We start from the raw sequence: 23,155 nt of genomic DNA, 5'->3' as shown, positions 1-23,155 counted from the left end.
GGCCGCTGACCTGATACAGATAGACGGATACCCTCCGATGCCCATCACCCTGCCCGCCACCCTGCCCGCCTATGACGTTCTGTCGAACGAGGGCGTCATGGTCATGTCCGACACGCGCGCCGCGCGTCAGGACATCCGACAGCTCAAGATCGGGCTGCTCAACCTGATGCCCAAGAAGATCCAGACCGAGAACCAGTTCGCCCGGCTGATCGGCGCCACGCCCCTGCAGATTGATTTCCGGCTGATCCGCATGTCGGAACACCAGACCCGCAACACCGCCGCCGAGCATATGGAGGCGTTCTATCACTCGTTCCAGGAGATCAAGCACGAGAAATTCGACGGCCTGATCATCACCGGCGCGCCGATCGAGCATCTGCCGTTCCACGAGGTCACCTATTGGGACGAGCTGTGCGAGGTCTTCGAATGGACGCAGACCCATGTCCATTCCACCTTCGGCGTCTGCTGGGGCGGGATGGCGATGATCAACTATTTCCACGGCGTGAAGAAGCATGTGCTCGACCACAAGCTGTTCGGGTGCTACCGCCACGCCAATCTCGCCCATACCTCGCCCTATCTGCGTGGCTTCTCGGACGATCTGGTGATGCCGGTCAGCCGCTGGACCGAGATGAAGCGCGACGAGATCGAAGCGGCGGGTCTTAAGGTCTTGCTGAATTCCGACGAGGTTGGGCCGGCTTTCGTCGACGACCCCGATCACCGCGCGCTCTATATCTTCAACCATCTGGAATACGATCGCGGCACGCTGAACGAGGAATATCAGCGCGACCTGCAATCCAATCAGGTGGCGGGCGCGCAGATCCAGATTCCGGTGAACTACTTCCCCGACGACGATCCGTCGAAAACGCCGCTCAACCGCTGGCGCAGCCATGCTCATTTGCTCTACGGCAACTGGATCAACGAGATCTACCAGACCACGCCCTTCGATATGGCGCAGATCGGGATGGCAGAGGCGGGCTGATCGCGCGTGGAAACCGGGTCGAAGGGCGGCTTTGCCTGCCTTCCGGCCCGTTCGAAGCCACCTTCGCGCCCCGATGGGTTGCGTCCCCAACCGTGGCCTGAACAAAGCAAATGTGAACAAGACGTTGTCGAGCGTTTCTTGTCGCAGACGGTTTCGTCCATATATCGTTAATACAAACCGAAACGCGGACAATCGTCGCGCCCGCTGCCACCGGGGCGCGATTTCGGGTCTGCGGATTCGCCGATGGCTTGCGGTCGCTTTGGCCGGTCTAGGACGGGGGAGCCATGGTTGCCGACACTCCGACGCGGCCCGTCGCCGAGACGCCGCGCATCAGCACCCGTCCCGACGATACGGGCGACCGGCACGCAGTCCTGTGGCCCGGCGTCGCGGTCGATGACCTGTTTCTGGACATCGATGGCAAGACACAACGCGCCGAGCGGCTGGACGCGATCGGTCCGGTGGCCGAGTTCCGCGCGCCCTATGCCCCGCTGGCGACGCTGACGCTGACCGGGCTCGATGCCGAGGGACGTCGCCGCAGCCATGTGATCGGCCCCGAACCCCTTGCACGGACCGGCACCGACAGCCTTGTGCGGCTGGGTCTGTCCACGGGCAGCGCGCGCTGGGGCGTGCAGGTGCAACCCCGGATCGAGGTGATGGCAAGCGCGCGCCAAGGCGGCAGGCTGGACGCCGGCGCCCTGTCGATGAGCCTCGAGATCCAGCGCGCGGGCCAGCCGCCGGTGCGCCGCCCCCTGCACATGCTGTTGCCGCTTATCCAACCCGCGATCGTTCAGCTGCACGTGGTTCTCGAACGCGCCGAGGCCGAATGGAGCGAGCGTCAGGGCCCCGACATCTCCTTCCCCGATCTGCAGGCCGACCGCGCGCTGGCCGATCCCGAGGCCGGGCTGGCCTTCCTGACGGCCGAGGGCCGCGCCAGCCTGCGCCGCGCGCTGACCAACGTGCGCCGCGCTGTCGGGCCCCGGCTGCACGCGATCCGCGCCACGCTGGGCGAAGAGGCCGAATATCGCGCGCAGGCGGTCTGGCAGAACGCCGCGCCCGCGCTGGTGGCGCAGGCACTGACAATCGCGGAAATCGCCCGCTCGGGCCTGATGCCCGAGACGCGCATCGCCCGCCTGACGCCGCTGATGCTGGGCGCGGGCGACCGGCTGCGGCTGGTCGATTTGCCCGAGGGCGTGGCGGTGGAACTCTGCCTGCCCGATGGGCGCGTGGCGCGCGCCGACAGCGCGTGGGTGCGCATCGACGGCACCGCGCTCGACTGGGGCCACCGCCCGGACGACACCGCCGAGACCCGCCTGACGCTCGCCCCGCCCGACCCGGTCCCGAGCCGCGCGCGTTGGCATGACGATGTCGCCGCCCTGCTGACGCAGGCCGACATCACGGTCACGACAGGTCCTGACTTCGACGCCGATATCGCCCGGCTTCAGGCGGCGCAGGACGCGCCCGACTGGCTGGCAAGCGCGCTGACCCCGCGCGAGGTCGCAGGAACGGCAGAGATGGCGCTGCCCGCGATCTGGGGCGACGCGGCCCTGCCCGACGCGCTGCACCACCGCCTCGTCTCGCTGGCCTTGGCACGCGTTACGGACCATCCGTTGCCCGCGCTGGATGAGGCCGTCGTGTCGCGTCTGCATTCCGTCGCCGGAGCCCTGCCCGCGCCCTCAGCCGAGGCGCTTCTGGATCGCGCGGCCGCGCTGGGACTGGCGACCTTCGACACCGCCGTGGCGCTGGCGCTGGTGGCGATGGCCGACGGGCGCGGCGATGCGCTGACGCAAGAGCCTGACGCTCTGACCCGGCTGGCTGCGGACTTGGCCGAGGCGGCGAAGCGCACCCGCACCCCTTCCGACCGCAAGCTGGGGGCCTGATGCCGTCCGCCGCCCGTCCTGTCGTGATCTGCGCCCCGACAAAGCAAGCGGCAACCGCGCTGCTTGCGGCGGCGCGCGATGCACAGGGCGAACAGGCGCCGGGATGGCCGGTGGAGGACAGCGCGCCCGTAACACTGCAGCAAAGCGATACCGGATGGGTTCTGACGCGCCATCGCGCGGCACGGGTAAAGGCACTCGCAACGTGCCCGGATCTGCCGGTTGTGGTTGCCGAAACGCTCCCCGATACGGGGCCGGCGCCGAGGGTGCTGGGCCTTGTCCTGCCTGCCGATGGCACGCAATCTGCGGCGCGTGGTTTCCTCAGCGCGCTGCTCGACGACCTGACGCGGCACCACGCGCGGGGTGGCGGCCTGCGCGACCTGGTCTCGGGGCGCAGGCCACGTATCGGCTGGCGCCCGGGTGCGCGGCCTCATGCGGTGCTGATTCTCGACGACGCGCTGCGGTTTCTGGACCTGCCGCCTTTGCCCTTCGATCAGATCGACGCGTGGGAGATGGCGCAGGCGGGCCAGTGGTGGGGCGAGGCCCCGCCCGAATCCGCCGCCCGCCCCGGCGCCTGGGTCGAGGCCTTCGCGGCGATGGATGCCAGCTGGAGCGGGCGGCTCGAAGGCTTCGTGCGGCACCTGGCGGCGCTGGGAATCGGTTGTGACGTGCTGCCCGTCTCGCGCACCGGCTTCGACCGTGCCACCGGACGCGCGGCGGGCGATGACACGCCACCCGGGCGGCAGGTGGCCTTCAATCTGGGCGTTCTGGTGCAGCTTCTGGGCGGCGAGGCGCGTCTGGCGCGGCCCGCAATCGGCGCGTGATGCGGCGCAGCGCCATGCGGGTGGGCGATATCAGCGGTCGCGGGCCGGGTGTCGCCGCCGCACGGCCGCTGCTGTCGCGGCTGATTCTGCGCGACGAAGACAGCGCGCTGGAAGCGGTGCGACGCACGCTTTACGACTATCCCGCCATCGATATCGTCAATGACCCGCTGGGCCATTTCCACGAAGCCGTGCCGCAGGAATCGCTGGTCTATGTCGGCGCGCAGAGTGTGGCACAGGCGCTGGCGCTCAGCCTGCCCCGGTTCTTCGAGCCGCTCTGCTACCGGCGGCTGGGGTTCGAGCTTCGCCATGTCGCGGCCGAGGGCGCGGCCTCGCTTCTGTTCGGCGACGGGCTGGAGCCGGGGCTGGGCGCGCCGCGCGGACAGATGCAGATCCTCTGGCGTGAAACCGCGTTGCAGCCGTCGCTTGCCCATGGGTCCGAGCGCGCGCCAGCGCATTGGCGCGCGGGACAGGGCCGCGCGGTGATCGCGCTGGGTCAGGATGGGCGCAGCCATGGCCTCATGCGGGTGCTTCTGGGCGACAGCCCCGCCGATCAGGCGCTGGTGATCCGCCCCGGTCTCGACGCGCCGCGACTTGCGCTTCACGCGCTGGCGCCGCTGCCCGATCCGGGCGCCGTGGCGCCGGTTCTGGGCGCGTCCCTGTCCGAGGCGCAGGTCACGCATGACCGCGCGTTCGAGACCTTCCATGCCCGGTTCGATGGCCAGCCCGTCGAAGCGCGGCTGATCCCTGACAGCCAGTTCTCGCGCCTGCTTACGCGCCCGCGTCAAGCCGTCGACCTGCTTGAAGTGCTGGGCGTGTTCCTGCCGGTGCCGGGGCGGACCTCACGCGTCGAGGGGGTGGCGATGCGCTTCGATGCCGAGCGGCGGCTCATGGCGCATGAGTCGCGGCTGGAAGAGGCACGGATCGTGCAAAACGCGCACGGCGACGTAACGCTGCTGCGCGCCGGCGCCCAGCCGCAGGCAGTGCCGCGCCGGGGCGGCGTGCCCGGCATGGGGTTGAGCCTGCGCGAGGCGGCCACGCTCGACCGAACCCTGCCGCCTCGCTGGCAGGTGCTGCTGGCCGAAGGGGGCGAGCCCTTGGGCTGGATCCCGCTGCGGCTGCACGAGGCCCCGCCGCTGGGCTCCAACTTGGTGCGCGAAAGCCGCCTGCGGCTGTTGCGCACCGGCTGGGTCGGGCCGGAAGCGGTCGATCCCGACGGCGCGGCGATCCATCTCGACTGGCTCGATCAGGCGGTGCCGATGGTGACGCGCGACGAGGCCGGAGGGACGGTCGCGGGCGGTCTGGCGGCGTGGTGTCTCGACCAGCCCGACATGGCCGAGGCCAGCCTGCGCGCCGAGCCGGGCCTGTTGCGGCTCGATCGCCCACGCGCGCAGGCGGTGATGCTTGAAGACCGCGCGACGTTCCGGCTGGGTCCGCTCTGGGTCCGGTTGCACCGCGCCGGCGGCTGGAGCGGCTGAGATGCGCGCGGTGTTCCTTGCCCTTGGGGTCAGCGTCGCGGCGATGGGCGTGACGCTGTGGGCTGCACGGACGGCTCTGGCGCCCGCTCTGGGGCGGCTCGAGACGTGGCGCACCGACGCTGTGACCGCGCCCGAAGGCACGGCAACCGCGCAGCTTTTCGCGCAGGCCGTCGCAGGCGGTGCCATCGGCTGGGACGAACAGGCTCATGCGCCGATCCTGAGGCGCGAGCGGGCGGCTGCGCTGCCTCAGGCCGATGAATTGCTGCGTGTTGGCGAGTCTGGAACGGCGATCACAGCCGAATTGTCGCGGCTCGACGCCTTGGGCCGGATCGTGGCGATCCGCGCGCAGGGCCCGGCCTGTCCCGGCCCCTGCGCCGAGCGCTGGAATGCGCCGGAATGGCGGCTCTCGGACCCCGTCGCGCAGGGCCTCGCCGGGCAGGCACGGATCGCCGCGCGCCTCAGGCGCGACCTGCCCGCGCCGTTGCCTCGGACCCATGCCGCACTGGCCGACGGGGCAAGCGATTTCGGACCGTGGACCACCATCGCCACCGAGCGCCCGGTGGCTGCCCGGGCCGATCTGACCGGCATCCGCACGCTCGACCTGCTGGGGCGGCTCGCGGCCGTCCCAGAGGGGTGGCGCATCGTCCGGCGATGGTGCCGCGCCCGCGATGGTCGGCTGGATGGCTGTGCGGCGGGTCAGGACCCGGCGGCGCTGCGGTTGCGGCGGTTAACGCAGAACGCGGCGGACAGCCTTGTGATCGCGCCACTGCCGGTGCCGCCCGACGCCCCTGTCACCGGTACCTATCTAAGCGACCGCGTGCGACTGGCCTGTACGCCCGAATGCCGCCCCGAGTGGATCGCTGCCCCGTCCCGCCGCTATGTCCGCGCGCAACCCCGGATACGAGACGGTGACAGCCCCGAGGCCGCGCCGCCGGTCCTGACCCTTTGGGCGCGGATCGAGGCCGGACGCCTCGTCGCCTCGGATCGGGCGCGGCGACTGGGGCTTGTGCCTGTCACCGGCAGCGACGCGGACACGCCGGGCGGCCTGCTGGCTGCAGCGGCGATGCTGGCGGATGAACTCACCGGCGCGGTGACACTCGATCCCGATCTGCAGGCGCTGACGCAGGAGGTGCTGGCGGCGATGCTGGCCCCGTCGGGCGGGCCGTTCGCCGATCTGCCCCGCCGGTTTGCCGAGAACGGGCCGCAGGCCTCGCTGGTGGTGATCGACCTGCGCGATGTGACCCGACCCGGCGCGATCCGTGCCACCGCCGGGGTGCCGGTCCCGCCCGAGGGGCGCTCGGCCTGGACCCTTGCCGCTGCCGCGCATGATCCGGGCGGGCTGTATGCGCCCGGCGCGGCCGCCTGGACCGGGCGGCGCTGGCACCAGATCCCCGGCTCGGCCTGGAAGATGTTCAGCGCGCTGGCGATGATCGAGGCGTTGGATGCGGGCCTGCTCGGGCAGCTCGATGCGGGCGACCTGATGCGCGTGATCGACGGCGTCGCCCGGCCCGAGGCCGACCGGCTGCTTGGCCCCGGCGCGCTGTCGGGCGCGTTCGGACTGTGCATTCCGCTTGACCTGTCCGCGCGGCCCATCGGTGCTCGGACGCGCGACTGCCCCGAGGGATTTCATACCCACCCGATTGCCGATAGCGGACGCGCGGGGCCGCTGGCGGGTGACGAGGGCGCCACGATGGGGCTGGCCGAGGCGCTGGAGCGGTCGTCGAATATCTGGTTCGCCGCGGCGATGCTGCGCGTCGAATCCGCCGCCCAAGCGCCGGTCGCGGCGCATCTGGCGCGACGGCTGGGACTGGATCGCCCGGCCTCACTGGATGGCGGGCGCGATCTGCCGATCCTGCCCCGCGACCCGGCGCTGATCGAGGCTATCGCACCAGACCTGTCCGAAGCCGAGCGCAGCCGCGCCATCGCCAACGGCGCTTATGGACAGCAGGTGCAGGCCGGGCCGCTGATCCTTGCGCAGCTGGCCGGGTCGATCCGGCTCAACCGCGCCGTGTCACCGGGACTGATCGCGCCCCTGCCGGTGGCCGCGCCGCTCTTCTCGGGGCTGCAGGCGACGTGGCTACTGGACCGCGTGCAGAACGGGTTGCGTGCGGTCACCGCGCCCGATGGCCGGGGCACTGCGCGCGCGGTCTTCGCGCGCCGCGCGCCCGAGCTTGCCGGGCGGACCGGGGGCAAGACCGGCACCGCCGAGCGCGGCATCGGGCGCGACCGGATCTCGACTTTTGCAGGCTGGCTCGACGCGCCCGATGGCAGCCCCGCTTTTGCTATCGGCTGCGCGATCACGCTCGAAGGGACCCCGCGTTCGGGCAGCCAAGGGCTGACGGTGCCACCGCTTTGCGCGCATATGAGCGCCGCGCTGATGCAACGCCTCGACGCGCAGGTCTGGCCATGATCGCGCGATGGCTTCCACTCACTATACCGATGCTTCTGCGCGTCCTGACGACCTTGGCCGCGCTGGCAGTTCTGGCAGGCTGCGGCTGGTGGCTTTGGGCCATGGCAGGCGACTTGCCCGCGCGCCAGCGGCTGCAGGCGCTGAGCGTGACCCTCGCCCCCGGCGCCCCCGTGGTGCTGGGTCGCGACGCGCTGGTGCAGCAGGCCGACGGGCCGACCGGGCGGCGGCATGTCGGCCTGGAGCTTGGGGCGGATGGCGCCATCGTGGCCTATGATCTCGATCCTGAGCACCGGTTGGGTTTCGTGACCGCAAAGGGCTATGACGACACCGCGCGGTTGGAGATCCCGCAAGGCGCCTCGTTTCTGGCACTGGGGCGCGCGCAATGGGCGCTGATGCGCGACGGCGACAGCCTGACGATGCGCCGGGGCGACCGTGTGGCACAGCTCGATGCCGGGGGGCTGGCGCTGCGGCTGGGCGAAACCGAGGCGCGGGCGGGAACGCAGCTTTTCGACCGGCTTGGCGGTCTTATCCGCAGCGTCGAGCGGCGCTATGCGTTGGGCGGCGCGGTCACGCCCGCCGCGCTGGAGCGGGCCGCCGAGGCAGGGCTGATCCCCGATTCCGACCTGCCGCCCGACGCCGTCCGGCTGATCCGCGAAAGCGCCACGCTTACCCGCCCGGCGCGCTGGATGGTCGAGAATGGGCGCCGCGCCGCACGTCTGATCATCGGCGATGCAGAAACCGATATCGAGGGTCGCGCCATACCGCTGAGCGATAGCTACGGGCGCCCGCTTGTCGAACGGCTGATCGTCGGACGCACGCATTATGCTCTGGAAATCAAGGGCGATGTGCTCACGCTACGGCCGGTCGAGCGGCGCGTCTGGCTCGACCCCGAGGCGGTGGTCGCGCTGCCCGAGGGCGCGCCGATAACCCGGCAACTCAGCGCCGTCACGCAACGCCTGGCCCCTGAGCGGCTGGCCCTCTCGGCGGCGCTTCTGACGGCGATTGCCGGGCTCTCCGCGCTCGCCTCGCTGCTGACCACGCGCGCCGGTCCGGGGCTGGGACTGGCCGCCGCCGGACTGGCTTTTGCCCTTCTGCCCTTGCCGCTGCTTCCGCTGGCCGGACTGGCGCTGGCGGCGGCCCTTGTGGCGCAGGGCGTGACGGCGCTGGTGCAACCGGGGCTGACCCGCGCGCGGAGGCTTGCGGGGATCGCGCTGGCGCTGAGCGCGCTCGCCTTGGCTGTGGCCGCGTGGCAATTGGGCGCCACCGGAGGCGGCGCGCTGGAACACCGGCTGGCGGGCGCAGGCGCAGCGATGGTCGCGCCGCTGCTGATGCGGGGGCTGACGCCGATGGCCGCGCTGTTCTGGGCGTGGCTCTGCGCGGTGGCGCTGCCCGGCGCGGTTGCGGGCACGCGGCTGGCGCTGATCGACGGGTCCGAGCGCTGGTCGGGCCTGCTTGAGCGCCACCTCTGGGCGCTGGCGCTGATCGGGCTGGCGGGCGCGGTAACGGCGCTGATCGCGGGCGGTGTTGGCATCCCCGGGCTGCGCCGAGCCCTGTTGCCCGTCGCGCACGGGCAGCAGCGCTGGCGCGGGCGCATCGCGGCGATGCTGGTCGTGATCCTGCTCGGGGTGACGCTGATCGGCACCGAAACCGGGGTCTTCGGCCTGTTCCAGCCTTCGGAACTGGCGAAATCGGTGCTGGTGCTGCTGGTCTCGGTGACGCTGACCGCCGATCTGGCCCGGCGCCGGATGCTCACCGCCGCCGAGGGCGCGCTGTCGCTGGGTCCTCCGGTTCTGGCGGTGACACTGGCGCTGGCGATCCTGATCGCCTCGGCGCTGAATTACGACATGTCACCGATCCTCGTCTGCGCCGTCGCCATCCTCGCGGCGCTCTGTGCGGGCAGCGTGTTGCACGCGGTTCAGTTGCGCCGCCGTCTTCATGCGCGCAGTTTGGGCGGCCTGCCGATCCCGAAGGGCCGGTTCGATCCGCGCGCCGGGATGGCCGCTCTGCGCGCCCGTGCCGCGCGCTGGATCGCCCAACGCTCGAGCCTGTGGCCGCTCGTGCTGCTGGGTGTCGTCACCGCCGCGCTGGGATCGGTCAGCCTGTGGGTCGCCCGGCATCCTGCCTTTCGTGAGGGTGCGGATTTCGACCTGATGCGCTACCTGCTGACGCCGTGGCTGCGCGCGCAATCGTGGTACGACATGGCGCTGAGCAACCCCGACCGGATGATCGACTTCCCCGAGACCGGAACCCAGCTGGCCCGTGCCCGCGACGCGCTGGCGGCGGCGCATTGCCGGCTGGACGCATGGCTTTGCGCCGCCGGGCTGCCCCGCATGCCCGCGCCGCAGGCCGATGCGCTGCTTCTGGCCGTGCCCGCCATTCAGGACGATTTCGCCGCCGTTTCACTGGTCCACGCGATGGGCTACGATGGCGCGATGATCTATGCCGGGGCGCAGATGGCGCTGATCGCCTGCGCGCTCAGCATCGGGCTTGGCGCGCTGTTGACGCGGGCGGTGTTTCCCCCTGCCGCGTGGCTGGCGGGCGGCGCGGCCATTGGTTTCGCGGCGCTGATGGCGGCGCAGATCGGGCTGGCATGGGGCAATGTGCTGGGCCTGTTCCCGGTGATGGGTCAGCCGATGACTTTTGCCTCGTTCGGCGCCAGCCACCATCTGGCTGTCGCGCTTCCCTTCGCGGTCGCCACACTGGCCGCCGCCTCGCTTGCCGCACGTCCCGAGGACGCCGTGCAGCCGGGGCGTAACCTGCTGTTCAGACAGAGGATCCGATGAAACAGAAAGGCCTCATCCTTGCCGGTCTGGCGCTGGTCGTGCCCTTGGGAATGACCGCGCTCTACCTGCTGTTCGTCACCGGCGCCTCGGCCTTTTCGCGGCTGGTGGGCGATTTCGACGCGGTGCTGGTTGCGGTTGCCTCAGCCTCGGTCATGGCGCTGGTAGGGGCGTCGCTGACCTTCGGCAACGGGCGGCTGTCGGGCGCGGGCCAACTTGAGAAGATCTCGGTCTGGGCGGCGCTGCTTATGTCGACCGTCTCGGCGATCACCACCTCGCTGGGCCTGCTCAGCCTGCTGAAGACCAATGCCGAAACCGGGTCGCTGCTGACCGTGCTGATGGCGGGTCTTTTATCGCTGGGCATCCAGCTTTCGATGCTGATGTACGCGCTGAGGATCTCGGACAGCGTCCAGCGGCTGGCCCCCGCCACCCATCTGCGCGATGCGATGGCCGACGACGCGCCCGACGACCGCCCGCTGCGCCGCGGACGGCGCGCGGCGGCGCGGCTGGTGGTGCTGCTGCCGCTTGTCCTGCTGGGTCTGGCGCTGATCTCTGGCCTGTCGCTGGCGCAACTTGCCAGCGCGCTTGCCGAGGGATGGAACGGCCTTGACGGTGGCATGGCAGCGGCGGGGCTGGGCGGCGTGCTGCTGATCGCCATCCTCGCCTATGCGGTGATCGGCGGGCTGATTCGCAAGGCCTCGACCTGGGCCGGGCTGGTGATGTCGGTTGCGATCTATTTCGGCCTGCTGATGTTCTCGTCGGGCTTTGGCTACATGGCCTATTTCCTGGCCGGGCAATCGGATGTGACGCGCGCGCTCGACCGCGACAACGTGATCGAGACGCAGACCGCCTCGCTCGTGCGCCAGATCAACGACGCCGCCGCCGAGGATCTGCGCGACTTCCAGCGCGAGGCCCGGGCAGGCGCGGCCTATCAGGACCTGTCCGAGCGCATCGACACGATGTCGTCGCTCTTCGTGGCCAATCGCAGCGCGCTTCAGGCGCAGATCTCGGCCTACGAGGCCCGTCGACAGGACCTGATCGCCCGCGCCGCCGCTTTGGCCGCCGCCGTCGATACCGCCGAGGCCGGGGTCACCGCCGCCGAACAGGCGATTACCCGCGCCCAGACCGACGTGACCCGCGCCCAGACCGCGCGCGAGACAAACCTGCCGCAATTGCAGACCGACCTGCAGGCCGCGCAGGCCGAGGAAACCGAGGCGCGCGGCGGGCGCGACGGCACCGGCATCGCCGAATGCGGCCCGATCTGCCGCAGCGCTCAGCGTCGTCAGGCCGAGCTGCAGGCCGCCATCGAGCGCTACGACACCGCCGTGATCGAAGCCCAGCAAGCCGAGAGCGCCGCCCGCGATGCTCTGGCCGAGGCCCGGCGCCGCCTGCAGGCCGCGCAGGCCGATGCGCAGAACGCGCCCGCTCAGGACAGCCTGCCGCCGCCGATCACCGACCGCAGTTCCTTCACCACCCCGCGCGCCGAATACAACGTAGCCCCGACCCGCGAAGGCTTGCGCCAGATCTCGCGCGCCTGTTCGGCAGGGGGCGAGATGCTGATCGATCTGGGCCTCCCGCCGGGCGATTTGCCGTCCTGCGACATCGTCGATGTCGAGGTCTGGTTCGACCGCATCGACGCGGCCGAGGCGGCCTTGGTGCAGATGCAGGGACCCTGTGGACGGTCCGAGGAAGAGATTGCGCAGGAAAACGCGGCCCTGATGGACGGCGCCGCCCCCGATCCGCAAGCGATCCCGCCCTATCTGCGCGCGCGGCTTGCCTGGATGACGCGCTGCATGACGGCGGCCAATACCGGCAGCGACCGGATGGTGGCACTGGCCTCGACGATCAACCAGCTGGAAAGCGAATTCACGACGCCCGGCTATGATCCGCGCCGGGTGCTGCGCTCGCTGCAGGACGGCAATCTCTATGCGATCTTCTCGCTGCTGATGGCGGTGCTCGTCGATGTGGCAATCCTGTTCGCGGGCATGGCGGCCAGCCTCGAACGCGGTCGCGACCTGCGCGAGGATGACAGCCTGACCGCGCCCGACCGCATCGCCGACCGCGTGCAGCGCGCGCTGGAGACCGTGCAACCCGGCGCCCCCCACCGCGCGGCGCGGATGATGGTCACGCTGTGGAAGAACGAACCCGTCCACATGGCGGGGGGCGACGGGCCGGTTTATACCCACAGTTTGTCGCTGCGCGGCGTGCCGCCCGATGCCGCGCTGGCGGCGCGGCTGATCCTGGACGCGGCGGCGGATTACGCCCGCTACGAACATGGCCCCGAGGGCGGCGTCTGGCGGCTGCGCAAGAGCTTCGTCGCGCTGATCGTCGAGCAGGCCACGCATGGCGGCGCGGCGACGGCGGCGGGCGGGATGCTGGCGGGCAACGGGGCCGGGCCGGTGCAGCGCGGCGCGACCAGCGGCATCACTCCGATCTTCACGCCGCCGGGCGGCGGATCGGGCCCCACGCCGCCCGCACCGCCGAAACCGCAATCCTCGCACCCCCATGCCGATCCGGGCCCCGAGGCCGATCACGGGCGCGCGGCGCAAAAGCCGTTCTCGATCCTGTCGTTTCGCAACGATCCGGACCGCAAGGACTGAGGCCGAGATCGGCGGCGGATGTCGGGACTTGACGGGCGCGGGCGTTTCAGCGCCCCTCTGGTCCGACGATGCGCGCGACGATTCCGTCGCGCGGCACGGAATGGAAAGGACATATCATGCGGCTCATCCGTTTTTGCAAAGGCGACGCCCCGGCGCAGCTTGGTCTTCTGATGGCCGATCGCGCCGTGGCGCTGTCCGAACTGATCGCCGAGGCCCCGACCGACGCCCGCGACGCCATCGCCCGCTGGTCCGAGCTGGCCCCCCAGCTGGAAAGCGCCGAGGCCGAAGGCAAGGGCGTGCCGCTCGCCCATGTGCGGCTGCTCTGCCCGCTGGACGCGACCGAGAAGATGATGGCCATCGGTCTCAATTATGCCGACCATATCGCAGAGATGAGCGGGTCGGGCATGACCACACCCACCGAACAGATCTGGTTCTCGAAACAGGCGAATGCGCTTTCGGGTCCGTTCGATCCGATCGAGGCGCCCCGTTCCAGCGACGCGGTCGATTACGAGGTCGAACTGGTCGCGATCATCGGCAAGGGCGGTCGCCACATCACCGCCGCCGAGGCGCCCGCGCATGTTTTCGGCTTCTGCGTGGGCAACGATGTCAGCGCCCGAGACTGGCAGATGAAGACGCCGCAATGGGTGCTGGGCAAGTCCTTTGACACCCATGGCCCGATAGGCCCGGCCATCGTGACGCTGGACGAAGTGGGCGATCCGCACGCGCTGGATATCAAGTGCTTCGTGAATGGCGATCTGCGGCAGGATTCGAATACCCGGCATCTGGTTTTCAACGTCTGGGCGCAGATCGAGGAATTGTCGAAAGTGATGACGCTGAAACCCGGCGACGTGATCTTCACCGGCACGCCCGGCGGGGTCGGCATGGCGTCGAAACCGCCGCGCTACCTGAAGCCGGGCGACGTCGTGCGGTGCGAGATCGACGAGCTGGGCGCCATCGAGAACACCGTTCTGGCCGAGGGCTGAAAGGCCCGCCTTCGCGGCGGGCCTTCCGGTCATCCAGACGTTCAGCGGGCCTCGGGTTTCGGGGCCCGCCCGAACAGGCGCAGGATCAGCACGTAGAGTGCTGGCACCATGAATATCCCGAGGAAGGTCGACGCGATCATGCCGCCGATCACCCCGGTCCCGATGGCGTTCTGCGACGCCGCCCCTGCCCCGCTTGCGGTGGCGAGCGGCAACACGCCAAGGATGAAGGTCAGCGCGGTCATCAGGATGGGCCGCAGGCGAAGCCGCGCAGCCTCGATCGCGGCCTGCGTCAGGGTCCGGCCTTGTCGCCTGAGATCCTCGGCGAATTCGACAATCAGAATGGCGTTTCGTGCGGCCAGACCGATGGTCGTGAGCATCCCCACCTTGAAATACACATCGTTCGACTGCCCGAACAGCCACGCCGCCAGAAGCGCGCCCAGCACGCCGACCGGCACGGCCAGCATGACCGAGAACGGGATCGTCCAGCTTTCATAAAGTGCGGCCAGCGCAAGGAAGATCACCAGCGCCGAAATCGCATAGAGCAACGGCGCCTGCGCGCCCGATTGCTGTTCCTGATAGCTGATCCCGGTCCAGGCGACGGCATAGCCGCCGCCGATCTCGGCTGCGAGCTCCGCCATCGCCTCCATCGCGACGCCCGAGCTGACGCCCGTTCCCGGCGAGCCCGCGATCTCGACCGCCGCGTTGCCACCATAGCGCCGCAGCGAGGGCGCGACGGGTTCCCAGCTTGTCTCCATGAAGGCCGAGAACGGCACCGGCTCGCCCTGCGTATTGACCGCGTACCAGGCCAGCAGATCCTCGGGCTGCATGCGGTATTCGGCATCGGCCTGGACGATCACCGGGCGCAACGCGGTGCCCAGCACGAAGTCGTTGACCTGGCGCCCCGAGAAAATGATCGACAGCATCTGGTTCACGCCCGACAGCGAAACGCCGAAGCTTTCGGCCTTTTCCTGATCGATATCGATGCGCAGCGCGACGTCTTCGCCGATGCCGCGCGCGTTCACGTTGGTCAGGCGCGCATCCTGCGCTGCCAGCGCTTCAAGCTGACCGGCCGCGTCCAGCAGCGCCTCGGTCCCGTTGCCGGCCTGATCGACGAGATACATCGAGAACCCGCCGGTATTGCCCAGCCCCATGATCGCGGGTGGCTGCAAGACCATGATCCGCCCCGAGCGGTTCGAGGAAAACGCCATATTGGCGCGCATCGCCACCGCGCTGGCAGCCAGATCGGGGCGCCCTTCGCGCTCGGCGAAATCCTTGAGCCGGATGAACAGCATCGCGCTGTTCTGACCGCCACCGCCAAAGCCCCAACCCAGAGCGGCAAAGGTCGAGGCGACGGCTTCGCTCTCTTCGTTCAGCAGGAAGTCTTCGGCCCGCTCGACCACCGACAGCGTCTGTTGCGCCGTGGCGCCCTCGTCGAGCGAGATGATGGTCATCAGCACGCCCTGATCCTCGGCCGGGATAAAGGACGAGGTAAGACGTTCATTGACCCACCACGCACCGCCCAGAACGCCCGCCAGCACCAGCACCATGAGTGCCGGCACCTTCAGCGAGCCGCGCACGCCCGCGGCATAGCCCGCGACAGCCCCTGCCATGCCCCGGTTGAACCAGCGCGCCGGCGCGATGCCGCCGCCTTCGGGTTTGGGGCGCAACAGCCGCGCCGACATCGGCGGCGAGACGACGATGGCCACGAACAGCGACAGTGTCATCGCCGCCACCATCGTGACCGAGAACTGCCGATAGATTACCCCCGTCGAGCCGCCGAAAAACGCCATCGGCAGGAACACCGCAGCCAGCACCACGTTGATCCCGACAAGCGCCGAGGTGATCTGACCCATGCTCTTGCGCGTGGCGTCCAGCGCTGAAAGTCCCTCGTCCTCCATCAGGCGTTCGACATTCTCGACGACGACGATGGCATCGTCGACCAGCAAGCCCACTGCCAGAACCAGCGCGAACATGGTCAGCGTGTTGATCGTGAAGCCTGTGGCATAAAGCACACCGAAGGTCCCCAGCAGAACGACCGGCACTGCCACCAGCGGCACCAGCGTCGCGCGCCAGCTTTGCAGGAAGACCACCAGCACAAGGAACACCAGCACGATGGCTTCGATCAGCGTGCGATAGACCTGCTCGATGGACAGCTCGACAAAGGGCGACGTGTCATGCGCGATCTCGAACGCCACGCCGTCCGGCAAGGCATTCTGAAGCTGATCGAGCGCGACCCTGACGGCGGCGGCGGTATCGACCGCATTCGCGCCGGTTTCCAGATTGATGCCGAACCCTGCCGCCGGCATGCCGCTGTACCGCGCGCCGCCGCCATAGCTTTCCTGCCCGATCTCGACCCGCGCGACGTCGCGCAGCCGCACCGAGCCGCCCTCTTCATCGGTCAGAAGCAGGATGCGCTCGAACTGGTCGACGCTGGTAAGCTGGCTCTGGGCGGTGATCGTGGCAGTGAATTGCTGGCCCTGCACGGTCGGCTGTTCGCCCAGCGCGCCCACCGAAACGGTGGTGTTCTGCGCTTCGACCGCCGCGACCACCTGCGTGGGGGTCAGCCCGTAGCGCGCCAGCGACAGCGGATCGAGCCAGATGCGCATCGCATAACCCGCGCTGAAGCTGCTGATCCCGCCAACGCCGTCGACGCGCTGGATCGGGCCTTCGACCACGTTAGTGATCAGATCGCCCAGTTCCAGCGTTGATAGCTGGCCGGAATTGTCGACCAGCGCCACCACCATCAGGATCGACGAGGACGAACGCGACACGCCAATGCCCTGACTGCGCACGACGCTGGGAAGCTGGTTCTCGACCTGCTGGACATTGGATTGCACGTCGTTCTGGGCATCGACCGGATCGACGCTGTCATCGAAGACCAGCTCGATCGAGGCCGAGCCCTGCGACGAGCGCGCGGTCATGTAGAGCATCCCGTCGAGCCCGGTCATCGCGTCTTCCAGCACCCGCGTGACCGAGTTCTCGACCGCCTCGGCGGTGGCGCCGCCATAGCTGGCCGAGACCCGCACCGTGGTCGGCGCGATATCGGGATATTGCGACACCGGCAGCGAGATCGCCGCCCACAGCCCGCCCAGCATGACCAGCAGCGCGAGGACCGAGGCAAAGACCGGCCGCGCGATAAAGAAACGTCCCATGGATCAGTTCCCCGCCGGCGCGTCGGGCAGCGTGAAAGCCTGCGAACTGCCATCGGCGGGCGTGACAACGCCCTGATCCGAAATCATCACCGCGACCGGTGCGACCTCGGCCCCGTCGGACAGGTTGGTCAGCCCGTCGACCACAAGCTGTTCGCCCGGCGCGACCCCCTCGGTCACGACCCAGCCATTGCCATGCGTGCCCTGACTGGTCAGAACCCGCTGCCGGGCCACGCCATCGGCCACGACATAGGCGGTCAGCGCGCCCGAGGACGACCGCGACGTCGCCATCTGCGGCACGAGGATCGCAGCCGTGGTGCCAAGCGTCAGTTCCGCGCGCAGGAATTGCCCCGGCAGGATCAGCCGGTCGGGATTGTCGAAGCGGATGCGGAAGCTCGTGGTGCCGGTGGTGGTCGAGACCGCGACGCCGGGCGAGACCAGCTCGCCGCGCCCCGGATAGATCGCCCCGGTTTCCAGCCTGAGCGCAATTTCAAGCGACTCGCCGCGCTGCAGGGCGCCCGCGCTGAACCGCGCGCGCATCTCGCCGATGCGGCGACTCGATTCCTCGATATCCACATAGATCGGATCGACCCGCGTCACTGTCGTCAGCGCGTCGGCCTGATTTTCGGTCACCAACGTGCCCACCGAAACGCCGGGCACTGTGGCGCGGCCCGAAATCGGGCTGGTGATCTCGGTCCGTTCCAGATTGAGCCGCGCGATCTGCAGGCTGGCGCGGGCCGAGCTCAGATCGGCCGCGGCCTGCATCGAGGCCACGCGCGCGGTTTCCAGCGATCCGGTGCTGATGCCGGTGCCTTCGAGCGCCTCGTAGCGCGTCACCGTCGCATCCGCCGCCCGCTGCGCGGCCTCGGCCAGCGCGACCCGCGCCTCGGCGGTGGCCAGTTCGGCCTCGTAGGTTTCGCTCTCGATGCGGAACAGCACGTCGCCGCGCTCCAGCGGCAGACCGGGCTGATAGGCAATCTCCGAGATCATGCCGCTGACCCGCGGCCGGATATCGACGCTCTCATAGGCCACGGCCCGGCCCGGCACCGTCACGGTGACCGGGATGTCCTGCTCTTCCAGCGTCACCACGCCGACCGAAACCGGCCCGGCAGGCCCGCGCATCTGCGCGGCGGCGATGCCGGGTATCGCGCCGCCGAGCATCAGCGCGGCCATCACGACGGAACGGAAACGGGGATAGGAAAAGACGGATCGGGACGCGCGCAACGAGCGGGTCAAGCGCATGAAAACACTCCAGGAGATCGGGCCGCGCGAGCGGCGTCAGGTCTTACACGGATGGCTTCTGGCTTTCCGTCGCATTCAATCACGCATCCGGTATCTGTCTTTGCGGGGAATGGCAAAGCCATTGCCCTGGCGCGACAGACGATCGCGGCCCCCCCGAAGGCGACCGCGTGCGGCACGGTTTGGCTAGGTGCCAATCAGGCGGCGAACAGGTCGCGGCAGAAAACCTTGGCGCTGATATCGGCCAGAGCGGGGTTCATGCGCTGGGTGATGACCAGATCGCAATCCTCCTTGAAGCGCGTGAATTCCTCGTCCAGCCCCTCGCCGACATATTCGATGATCGTGACCCCCTCGCCCCGCAGCCGGGTCTCAAGCGCGTTGAGCGCGTCGGTCTCGTCCTCGGCGCCCCCTCGGGTCGGGCGGAAAATGCCCAGCCGTTCGGCCCCGCGATCCAGAACCGCGCGGGTCAGCAAATCAAGACGGGCCTCGCCGGCCTTGGCAAGGTTGGGCAAGATGCGCGCGGGCACGGCGGCGAAGGCTTCGGACAGATGCGCGGTGCTCCGGGCCAGACGCTGACCGCCGAAGCCGAAACAGGGATTATTCGCCTTTGTGCCGATCCGGGGGTCCAGACACAGCCCCTCGATCACCTTGCGCGCATCGACGCCATGCGTCATCGCGTAGCTGTCGAGATCGTTGAAATAGGCCAGCCGCGTGGCGAGATAGGCCTGCGAGAAATGTTTGACCGCCTCGGCCTCGGCGGTGCCGATACGACGAACGGGGATCCGGGTGTTCAGCGCCGCGCCAAGGAAAACGGCCGCGACCTTCTCGCCCAGCGACCCGCGATCGCCGATGACGATCTGCGCGGGCGACAGCGCGTCCTGCAGCGAATGCCCTTCGCGCATGAATTCCGGAGCGTACAGGATCGAACGGCTGTTGAGCCGGCTGCGCAATCCCTCAGTATAGCCGATGGGCACAGCGGAGCGGATGACGATGGGCACGCCGGGGCAGCGCTCATGCGCCATCTCGATGCGCGAATCGAGTTCGGCAGTGCGATAGCCGTGACGCTCGGGATCCTTGGGCAGCGGCGTCGAGATCAGCACCATGCCCGCCCCTTTCAGGGCCTCATCGAAATCCAGCGTCGCGCGCAGGTTCAGCGTATTCTGCGCGACGTAGTCGGCGACGCCCGGATCGGCGAGCGGCAGATCGCCCGCATTGATCGCATCGACCCGGTCGGGCAGCGGGCCGGTCAGCACCACCTCGTGCTGGCGGGCCAAAGCCAGCGCATCGCTGATCGCGACGAAGCCCAGTCCAATTACCGCAATACGCATCCTCATACTCCTCACTGCATCGACGTCACGGCGCCTGCTCAACCCCGGCTGAACAGGTCGCGGGTGAAAACCTTGGGTCCAAGCCCGGCCAGATCGGGCGTCATCGCGTTCGCCACGATCAGGTCGCAGCCATCGGCGAACCGCCCGAAATCCGTTTCAATCCTGTAGCCGCAGGCCTCGCGGGCATGAGAGCCGGGCTCGTACACCACCAGCTCGACCCCGCACGAGGCCAGCCGGACCAGAATGTCACGCATCGCGGTATCGGGGTTTTCATCCCCGCCGCGACCGGCCACCGGGCGGTGAATGCCCACACGGTGCGGACGGCGCGACAGGATGGCCTGCGTCAGCGCCTCTTTGCGCGCGTCGTCGCCGTCAACGATGGCCCTCATCATGTGCTGCGGCACCGTCCCGAAGGACTCGAGGACCTGCCGCGAGATACGGGCGGGGAAAGGCCCGCCGAACCCAAAACCCGGATTGTCGTCATGCCGCCCAACCAGCGGATCGGAGCCCAGCGTCTCGATCACCTCACGGACATTGAGATCGGCGGCGAGAGCGATCGTGTCGAGTTCGTTGAAGAACGACATCCGCAGCGTCAGATACGAGGCAGTGAAGATCTTGATCGCCTCGGCTTCCGTCGGGGCCGTCTGCAAGATGGCGATATCACGCGTGAGTGCGGCGCCGCGAAACAGGTTGGCGATCATCGTGCCGCGCGTGCTGACCTCGCCGACGACGATGCGGGCCGGATAGAGATTGTCGTAAAGCGCCCGCCCCTCGCGGTGGAAATCGGGCACGACAAGGATCTGCTTGCAGCCGGTCTTCTCGATCAGCGCGGCGGTGAACCCGACCGGCACGGTTGCGCGGATCACGATCAGCGCATGAGGATTGGTGTCATGGACCCGTTCGACCAGCGCCTCGATCTGTGCGGTGTCGAAACGCTCGGTTTCAGTATCGGCGGGGGGCGGCGCGACGATCACCACCTCGGCGCCGCGAAAGGCCTCGTTCGTGCAAAGCGTCGCGCGCAAGTTCAACATGCCGCTTGCCAGATATTCGGCGCATTCGGGGTCATCGACGGGGGTCAGGCCGCGATTGACCATCGCCACCCGTCCCGGACGCGGGTCGAGCGCAACGACGTCATGCAGGCGGGCGAGGAGGATCGCGTTGGCAAGCCCGACGGCCCCCAGTCCGGCGACGGCGATTCTCATGGCTCACTCCCTGCGATACGGGTCAACACAACACGCGGCGCGTTTAAGCCGCCCTGCAAATTCGGATTAATGGTTAACTTACTCAGGAAACGGGCCAAAATGGGGCAGCCGCGCGGAAAAAGCGCGCGAGACTCTGTCAGAAGCTATGGAAATCACACATAATTTCTGCTGGGGCTGAGACGGGGGGATGACGTTATCGCTATCAGGCGCGCGCAACCCTAGCGGAAAAATCGCTCCGGCAGGCGTCATCTTGCGCGAGTCGCGCCGCCTTAATCGCCCGAGATCAGCCCCAGACCGCGCAGGTAGATCCCGATCCCCGCTTCGAGCAGTTCCTCGGGCGTGAAGGGTGCGCGCGCGCCGGGTTTGCCGCGCGTGTAAAGCTCGACGATACCGTGGCTCATCGCGCTGATATGGGCCGAGAACATCGCCGCAGGCGGGCGTCTGTCGGCGGGGATGCGTTGCGACAGGGCATCGGCGGCGGTCGACAAGACCGCATTCGCCCGGTCCGAGGCCTGCGCCAGCGCGGGGGTCTGGCGCGGCGAGATACCGGATTCGAACATCGCCATGTAATGGCCGGGATATTTGCGCGCGAAGGCAAGATAGGCCCGGCCCACCGCTTCGAACGCGGCCAGCGGCGAAGGCTCGCCGCCGTTATAGGCGAATTCCAGCACGTCGGCAAAAACGTCGTAGCCCTGCGCCGCGACCTCGGCGATCAGGTCTTCGCGCCCGGCGAAATGCCGATAGGGCGCGGCCGCCGAGACGCTGGCGCTTTTCGCGGCCTCGGCCATGGTAAAGCCGGTCGGGCCCTTTTCGGCGATCAACACCAGCGCGGCATCGACCAAGGCCTGACGCAGATTTCCGTGATGATAGCCGCGTTTGCTCATGGTCTCTTACATAGCGCGGGACAGGCCCGGTTCAGCGCCGCCGGTCCAGATCCGGATTTCGCAGTATCGCGGCATCTCCGGCGAGAAACAACACGAAGGCACCCGAGGGACGCGGCTTGCGCGCAGCGAACGGGCACGATCCACCCTTGCAAAGCCTGCGCGTCTTTCATAGATAGCGCGTCGAGAGATCGGCGCGGGCAGGCATTTCGCCAACCCGGTCAGGTCCGGAAGGAAGCAGCCGCAACGAATTCCGCTTGGGTCGTGTCCGGTCTCTCACCTCAGCCAAGCGCCTCAGCGCTTGCCTTTACCCTTCCCCGGTTTCGCTCCGCCCTTGGCCCCGCCATCGCGCATCGTCGCGGCGGCTTCGGCGGCAAGGCGCAGTTCCTCGGCAATTTCCATCGCTTCCTCGGGATCGAAATCCAGCGGCAGTTCGATTCCGTCACCCTCGACATAGATCCGCACCATGCCCACCGAGGTCGGCCCGATCTGCAGATTGGCGGCGATATCGCTTTCCTTGTTGATGCTCATTGTCCGGCCTTTTGATGTGTCCGCGGCGTGCCTAGCCTGCCCGGCCCCCCCGCGCAAGCGCACTCGGCAGCGGGCGTGACGGCAGAACGGCAGGCTCGGTGCCGACAGCATACCTCAAGCCGGGCGTCTGGCGACGGCAATCCGCGCCGCTAACGCGGCCCCGGGCCGCCGAGTGCAAACTCTGGCATTTTGCCCCCTTGCAATCGCCGTTTGGGGAAGCTAAACGGCGCGCAGTGCCGCCTTAGCTCAGTTGGTTAGAGCGCTAGATTGTGGATCTAGAGGTCCCCCGTTCAAGCCGGGGAGGCGGTACCATCAAAGCAAAGGCCCGGACGCGATCGTCAACCGATCCTCCGGGCCTTTTGTTTTTCTCTTCCCTTTCAAGACATTGCGCGACAGTCCTGCGACCAGCGTCGTCGCGTCCGGCGCATGGCGACGACACGCCCCGCATCAGCAAGCCGGTCCTGACGCCATGAAAAAAGGGACGCAAACCGCGCCCCTTCAGTCTGTTTGTTGGGTGATCCGGCGCGTTAGCGGCGGCGGTCGCGGCGCGCCTGCATCGGCTGGAACGCGACCGAGACATGCGCCTCGCAATAGGGTTTGCCCGCCACCGAGGGCAGACCGCAGAACCAGAATTCCTCGGTCGCGGGATCGCCGATCGGCCATTTGCAGGTCCGCTCGGTCAGCTCCATCAGGTTGAGCTTGCGCGCGCCCTTCTCGACCTCGCGCACGGTAGCAAGGGCTTCGGGCGAAATCTCGTTGGCCGAGGGCTGCGGCGGCAGCGGCTGGCCTGCGGGCACGATCGGACGACGGCCCGGCACTGCCACGGCGGGTACGGCGGCAGGTGCCGCACTCGGCGCGGGCTGGGCGGCGGGCGCTTCGGCCGCGGCGGGCGTCGCGCGCGGC

General features: G+C 68.8%; 15 protein-coding genes, 1 tRNA gene and 1 other RNA gene. 10 read left to right on the top strand and 7 right to left on the bottom strand.

From position 1 onward, the window contains the following. Positions 1-37 precede the first annotated feature (37 nt). The 8 genes from JI664_RS04475 to JI664_RS04440 all read left to right on the top strand — a co-directional run bounded on the left by JI664_RS04475 (position 38) and on the right by JI664_RS04440 (position 13,922). The gene (locus tag JI664_RS04475; RefSeq protein WP_207012532.1) at positions 38-976 is read left to right on the top strand and encodes a homoserine O-succinyltransferase; all 939 of its coding nucleotides are present in this window, start codon (positions 38-40) and stop codon (positions 974-976) included. A 284-nt stretch (positions 977-1,260) separates the two neighbouring features. After that, positions 1,261-2,853: a hypothetical protein gene (locus tag JI664_RS04470; RefSeq protein ID WP_207012531.1), complete on the top strand. Its 1,593-nt coding sequence runs from the start codon at positions 1,261-1,263 to the stop codon at positions 2,851-2,853. Next, on the top strand, positions 2,853-3,674 hold the full coding sequence (locus JI664_RS04465) for a hypothetical protein (RefSeq protein WP_207012530.1): 822 nt from the start codon (positions 2,853-2,855) through the stop codon (positions 3,672-3,674). Before JI664_RS04470 ends, JI664_RS04465 begins: the two co-directional genes overlap by 1 nt. Beyond that, positions 3,674-5,149: a hypothetical protein gene (locus JI664_RS04460; protein WP_207012529.1), complete on the top strand. Its 1,476-nt coding sequence runs from the start codon at positions 3,674-3,676 to the stop codon at positions 5,147-5,149. The genes JI664_RS04465 and JI664_RS04460 overlap by 1 nt, the downstream gene beginning before the upstream one ends. Before the next feature lies 1 nt (position 5,150). After that, complete coding sequence (locus JI664_RS04455; protein WP_207012528.1) at positions 5,151-7,559, top strand: hypothetical protein; 2,409 nt, start codon at positions 5,151-5,153, stop codon at positions 7,557-7,559. 29 nt (positions 7,560-7,588) lie between these two features. Then, positions 7,589-10,342, top strand: a complete 2,754-nt coding sequence (locus JI664_RS04450; RefSeq protein ID WP_207012527.1) for a hypothetical protein — start codon at positions 7,589-7,591, stop codon at positions 10,340-10,342. Beyond that, positions 10,339-12,939 (top strand): hypothetical protein, encoded by a 2,601-nt coding sequence (locus JI664_RS04445; protein ID WP_207012526.1) that lies wholly within the window; start codon positions 10,339-10,341, stop codon positions 12,937-12,939. Before JI664_RS04450 ends, JI664_RS04445 begins: the two co-directional genes overlap by 4 nt. A 116-nt stretch (positions 12,940-13,055) precedes the next feature. After that, positions 13,056-13,922 (top strand): fumarylacetoacetate hydrolase family protein, encoded by an 867-nt coding sequence (locus JI664_RS04440; protein WP_207012525.1) that lies wholly within the window; start codon positions 13,056-13,058, stop codon positions 13,920-13,922. Between the two features lie 41 nt (positions 13,923-13,963). On the opposite strand, the gene JI664_RS04435 is transcribed toward JI664_RS04440, so the two are convergent. The 5 genes from JI664_RS04435 to JI664_RS04415 all read right to left on the bottom strand — a co-directional run bounded on the left by JI664_RS04435 (position 13,964) and on the right by JI664_RS04415 (position 21,724). Beyond that, positions 13,964-17,074: an efflux RND transporter permease subunit gene (locus JI664_RS04435; protein ID WP_207012524.1), complete on the bottom strand. Its 3,111-nt coding sequence runs from the start codon at positions 17,072-17,074 to the stop codon at positions 13,964-13,966. A gap of 3 nt (positions 17,075-17,077) precedes the next feature. Then, positions 17,078-18,313 (bottom strand): efflux RND transporter periplasmic adaptor subunit, encoded by a 1,236-nt coding sequence (locus tag JI664_RS04430; RefSeq protein WP_286173848.1) that lies wholly within the window; start codon positions 18,311-18,313, stop codon positions 17,078-17,080. Between the two features lie 194 nt (positions 18,314-18,507). Further along, on the bottom strand, positions 18,508-19,638 hold the full coding sequence (locus JI664_RS04425) for a hypothetical protein (protein ID WP_207012523.1): 1,131 nt from the start codon (positions 19,636-19,638) through the stop codon (positions 18,508-18,510). A gap of 38 nt (positions 19,639-19,676) precedes the next feature. After that, complete coding sequence (locus JI664_RS04420) at positions 19,677-20,840, bottom strand: UDP-glucose 6-dehydrogenase (protein WP_207012522.1); 1,164 nt, start codon at positions 20,838-20,840, stop codon at positions 19,677-19,679. A 269-nt stretch (positions 20,841-21,109) separates the two neighbouring features. Further along, entirely contained in the window at positions 21,110-21,724 is a 615-nt protein-coding gene (locus tag JI664_RS04415; protein WP_207012521.1) for a TetR/AcrR family transcriptional regulator, read from the bottom strand. 181 nt (positions 21,725-21,905) lie between these two features. Here JI664_RS04415 and ffs point away from each other — a divergent pair. Then, positions 21,906-22,003: signal recognition particle sRNA small type (ffs, locus tag JI664_RS04410), an RNA gene on the top strand. Positions 22,004-22,015: 12 nt separating this feature from the next. Here ffs and JI664_RS04405 read toward each other — a convergent pair. Beyond that, positions 22,016-22,252, bottom strand: coding sequence for a DUF6324 family protein (locus JI664_RS04405; protein WP_207012520.1), 237 nt, complete (start codon positions 22,250-22,252; stop codon positions 22,016-22,018). A 235-nt stretch (positions 22,253-22,487) separates the two neighbouring features. Between JI664_RS04405 and JI664_RS04400 the strand changes: the two genes are divergently transcribed. Beyond that, positions 22,488-22,564: transfer RNA gene (locus tag JI664_RS04400), tRNA-His, on the top strand. 215 nt (positions 22,565-22,779) lie between these two features. On the opposite strand, the gene JI664_RS04395 is transcribed toward JI664_RS04400, so the two are convergent. Then, positions 22,780-23,155: GcrA family cell cycle regulator (locus tag JI664_RS04395; protein WP_286173847.1), on the bottom strand; the 376-nt coding region annotated here is incomplete at its 5' end.

It is taken from the genome of Rhodobacter sp. NTK016B (assembly GCF_017303295.1).
Taxonomy (GTDB): Bacteria; Pseudomonadota; Alphaproteobacteria; order Rhodobacterales; family Rhodobacteraceae; genus Pararhodobacter.
This window is presented reverse-complemented; position numbering and strand designations above follow the sequence as displayed.

Bases quoted from the DNA above. Each gene is read 5' to 3' on its own strand.
- JI664_RS04440 (WP_207012525.1), top strand. From the start codon at position 13,056: ATGCGGCTCATCCGTTTTTGCAAAGGCGACGCCCCGGCGCAGCTTGGT.
- JI664_RS04455 (WP_207012528.1), top strand. From the start codon at position 5,151: ATGCGCGCGGTGTTCCTTGCCCTTGGGGTCAGCGTCGCGGCGATGGGC.
- JI664_RS04430 (WP_286173848.1), bottom strand. From the start codon at position 18,313: ATGCGCTTGACCCGCTCGTTGCGCGCGTCCCGATCCGTCTTTTCCTAT.
- JI664_RS04465 (WP_207012530.1), top strand. From the start codon at position 2,853: ATGCCGTCCGCCGCCCGTCCTGTCGTGATCTGCGCCCCGACAAAGCAA.
- JI664_RS04435 (WP_207012524.1), bottom strand. From the start codon at position 17,074: ATGGGACGTTTCTTTATCGCGCGGCCGGTCTTTGCCTCGGTCCTCGCG.
- JI664_RS04445 (WP_207012526.1), top strand. From the start codon at position 10,339: ATGAAACAGAAAGGCCTCATCCTTGCCGGTCTGGCGCTGGTCGTGCCC.
- JI664_RS04460 (WP_207012529.1), top strand. From the start codon at position 3,674: ATGCGGCGCAGCGCCATGCGGGTGGGCGATATCAGCGGTCGCGGGCCG.
- JI664_RS04415 (WP_207012521.1), bottom strand. From the start codon at position 21,724: ATGAGCAAACGCGGCTATCATCACGGAAATCTGCGTCAGGCCTTGGTC.
- JI664_RS04420 (WP_207012522.1), bottom strand. From the start codon at position 20,840: ATGAGAATCGCCGTCGCCGGACTGGGGGCCGTCGGGCTTGCCAACGCG.
- JI664_RS04425 (WP_207012523.1), bottom strand. From the start codon at position 19,638: ATGCGTATTGCGGTAATTGGACTGGGCTTCGTCGCGATCAGCGATGCG.
- JI664_RS04475 (WP_207012532.1), top strand. From the start codon at position 38: ATGCCCATCACCCTGCCCGCCACCCTGCCCGCCTATGACGTTCTGTCG.
- JI664_RS04405 (WP_207012520.1), bottom strand. From the start codon at position 22,252: ATGAGCATCAACAAGGAAAGCGATATCGCCGCCAATCTGCAGATCGGG.
- JI664_RS04470 (WP_207012531.1), top strand. From the start codon at position 1,261: ATGGTTGCCGACACTCCGACGCGGCCCGTCGCCGAGACGCCGCGCATC.
- JI664_RS04450 (WP_207012527.1), top strand. From the start codon at position 7,589: ATGCTTCTGCGCGTCCTGACGACCTTGGCCGCGCTGGCAGTTCTGGCA.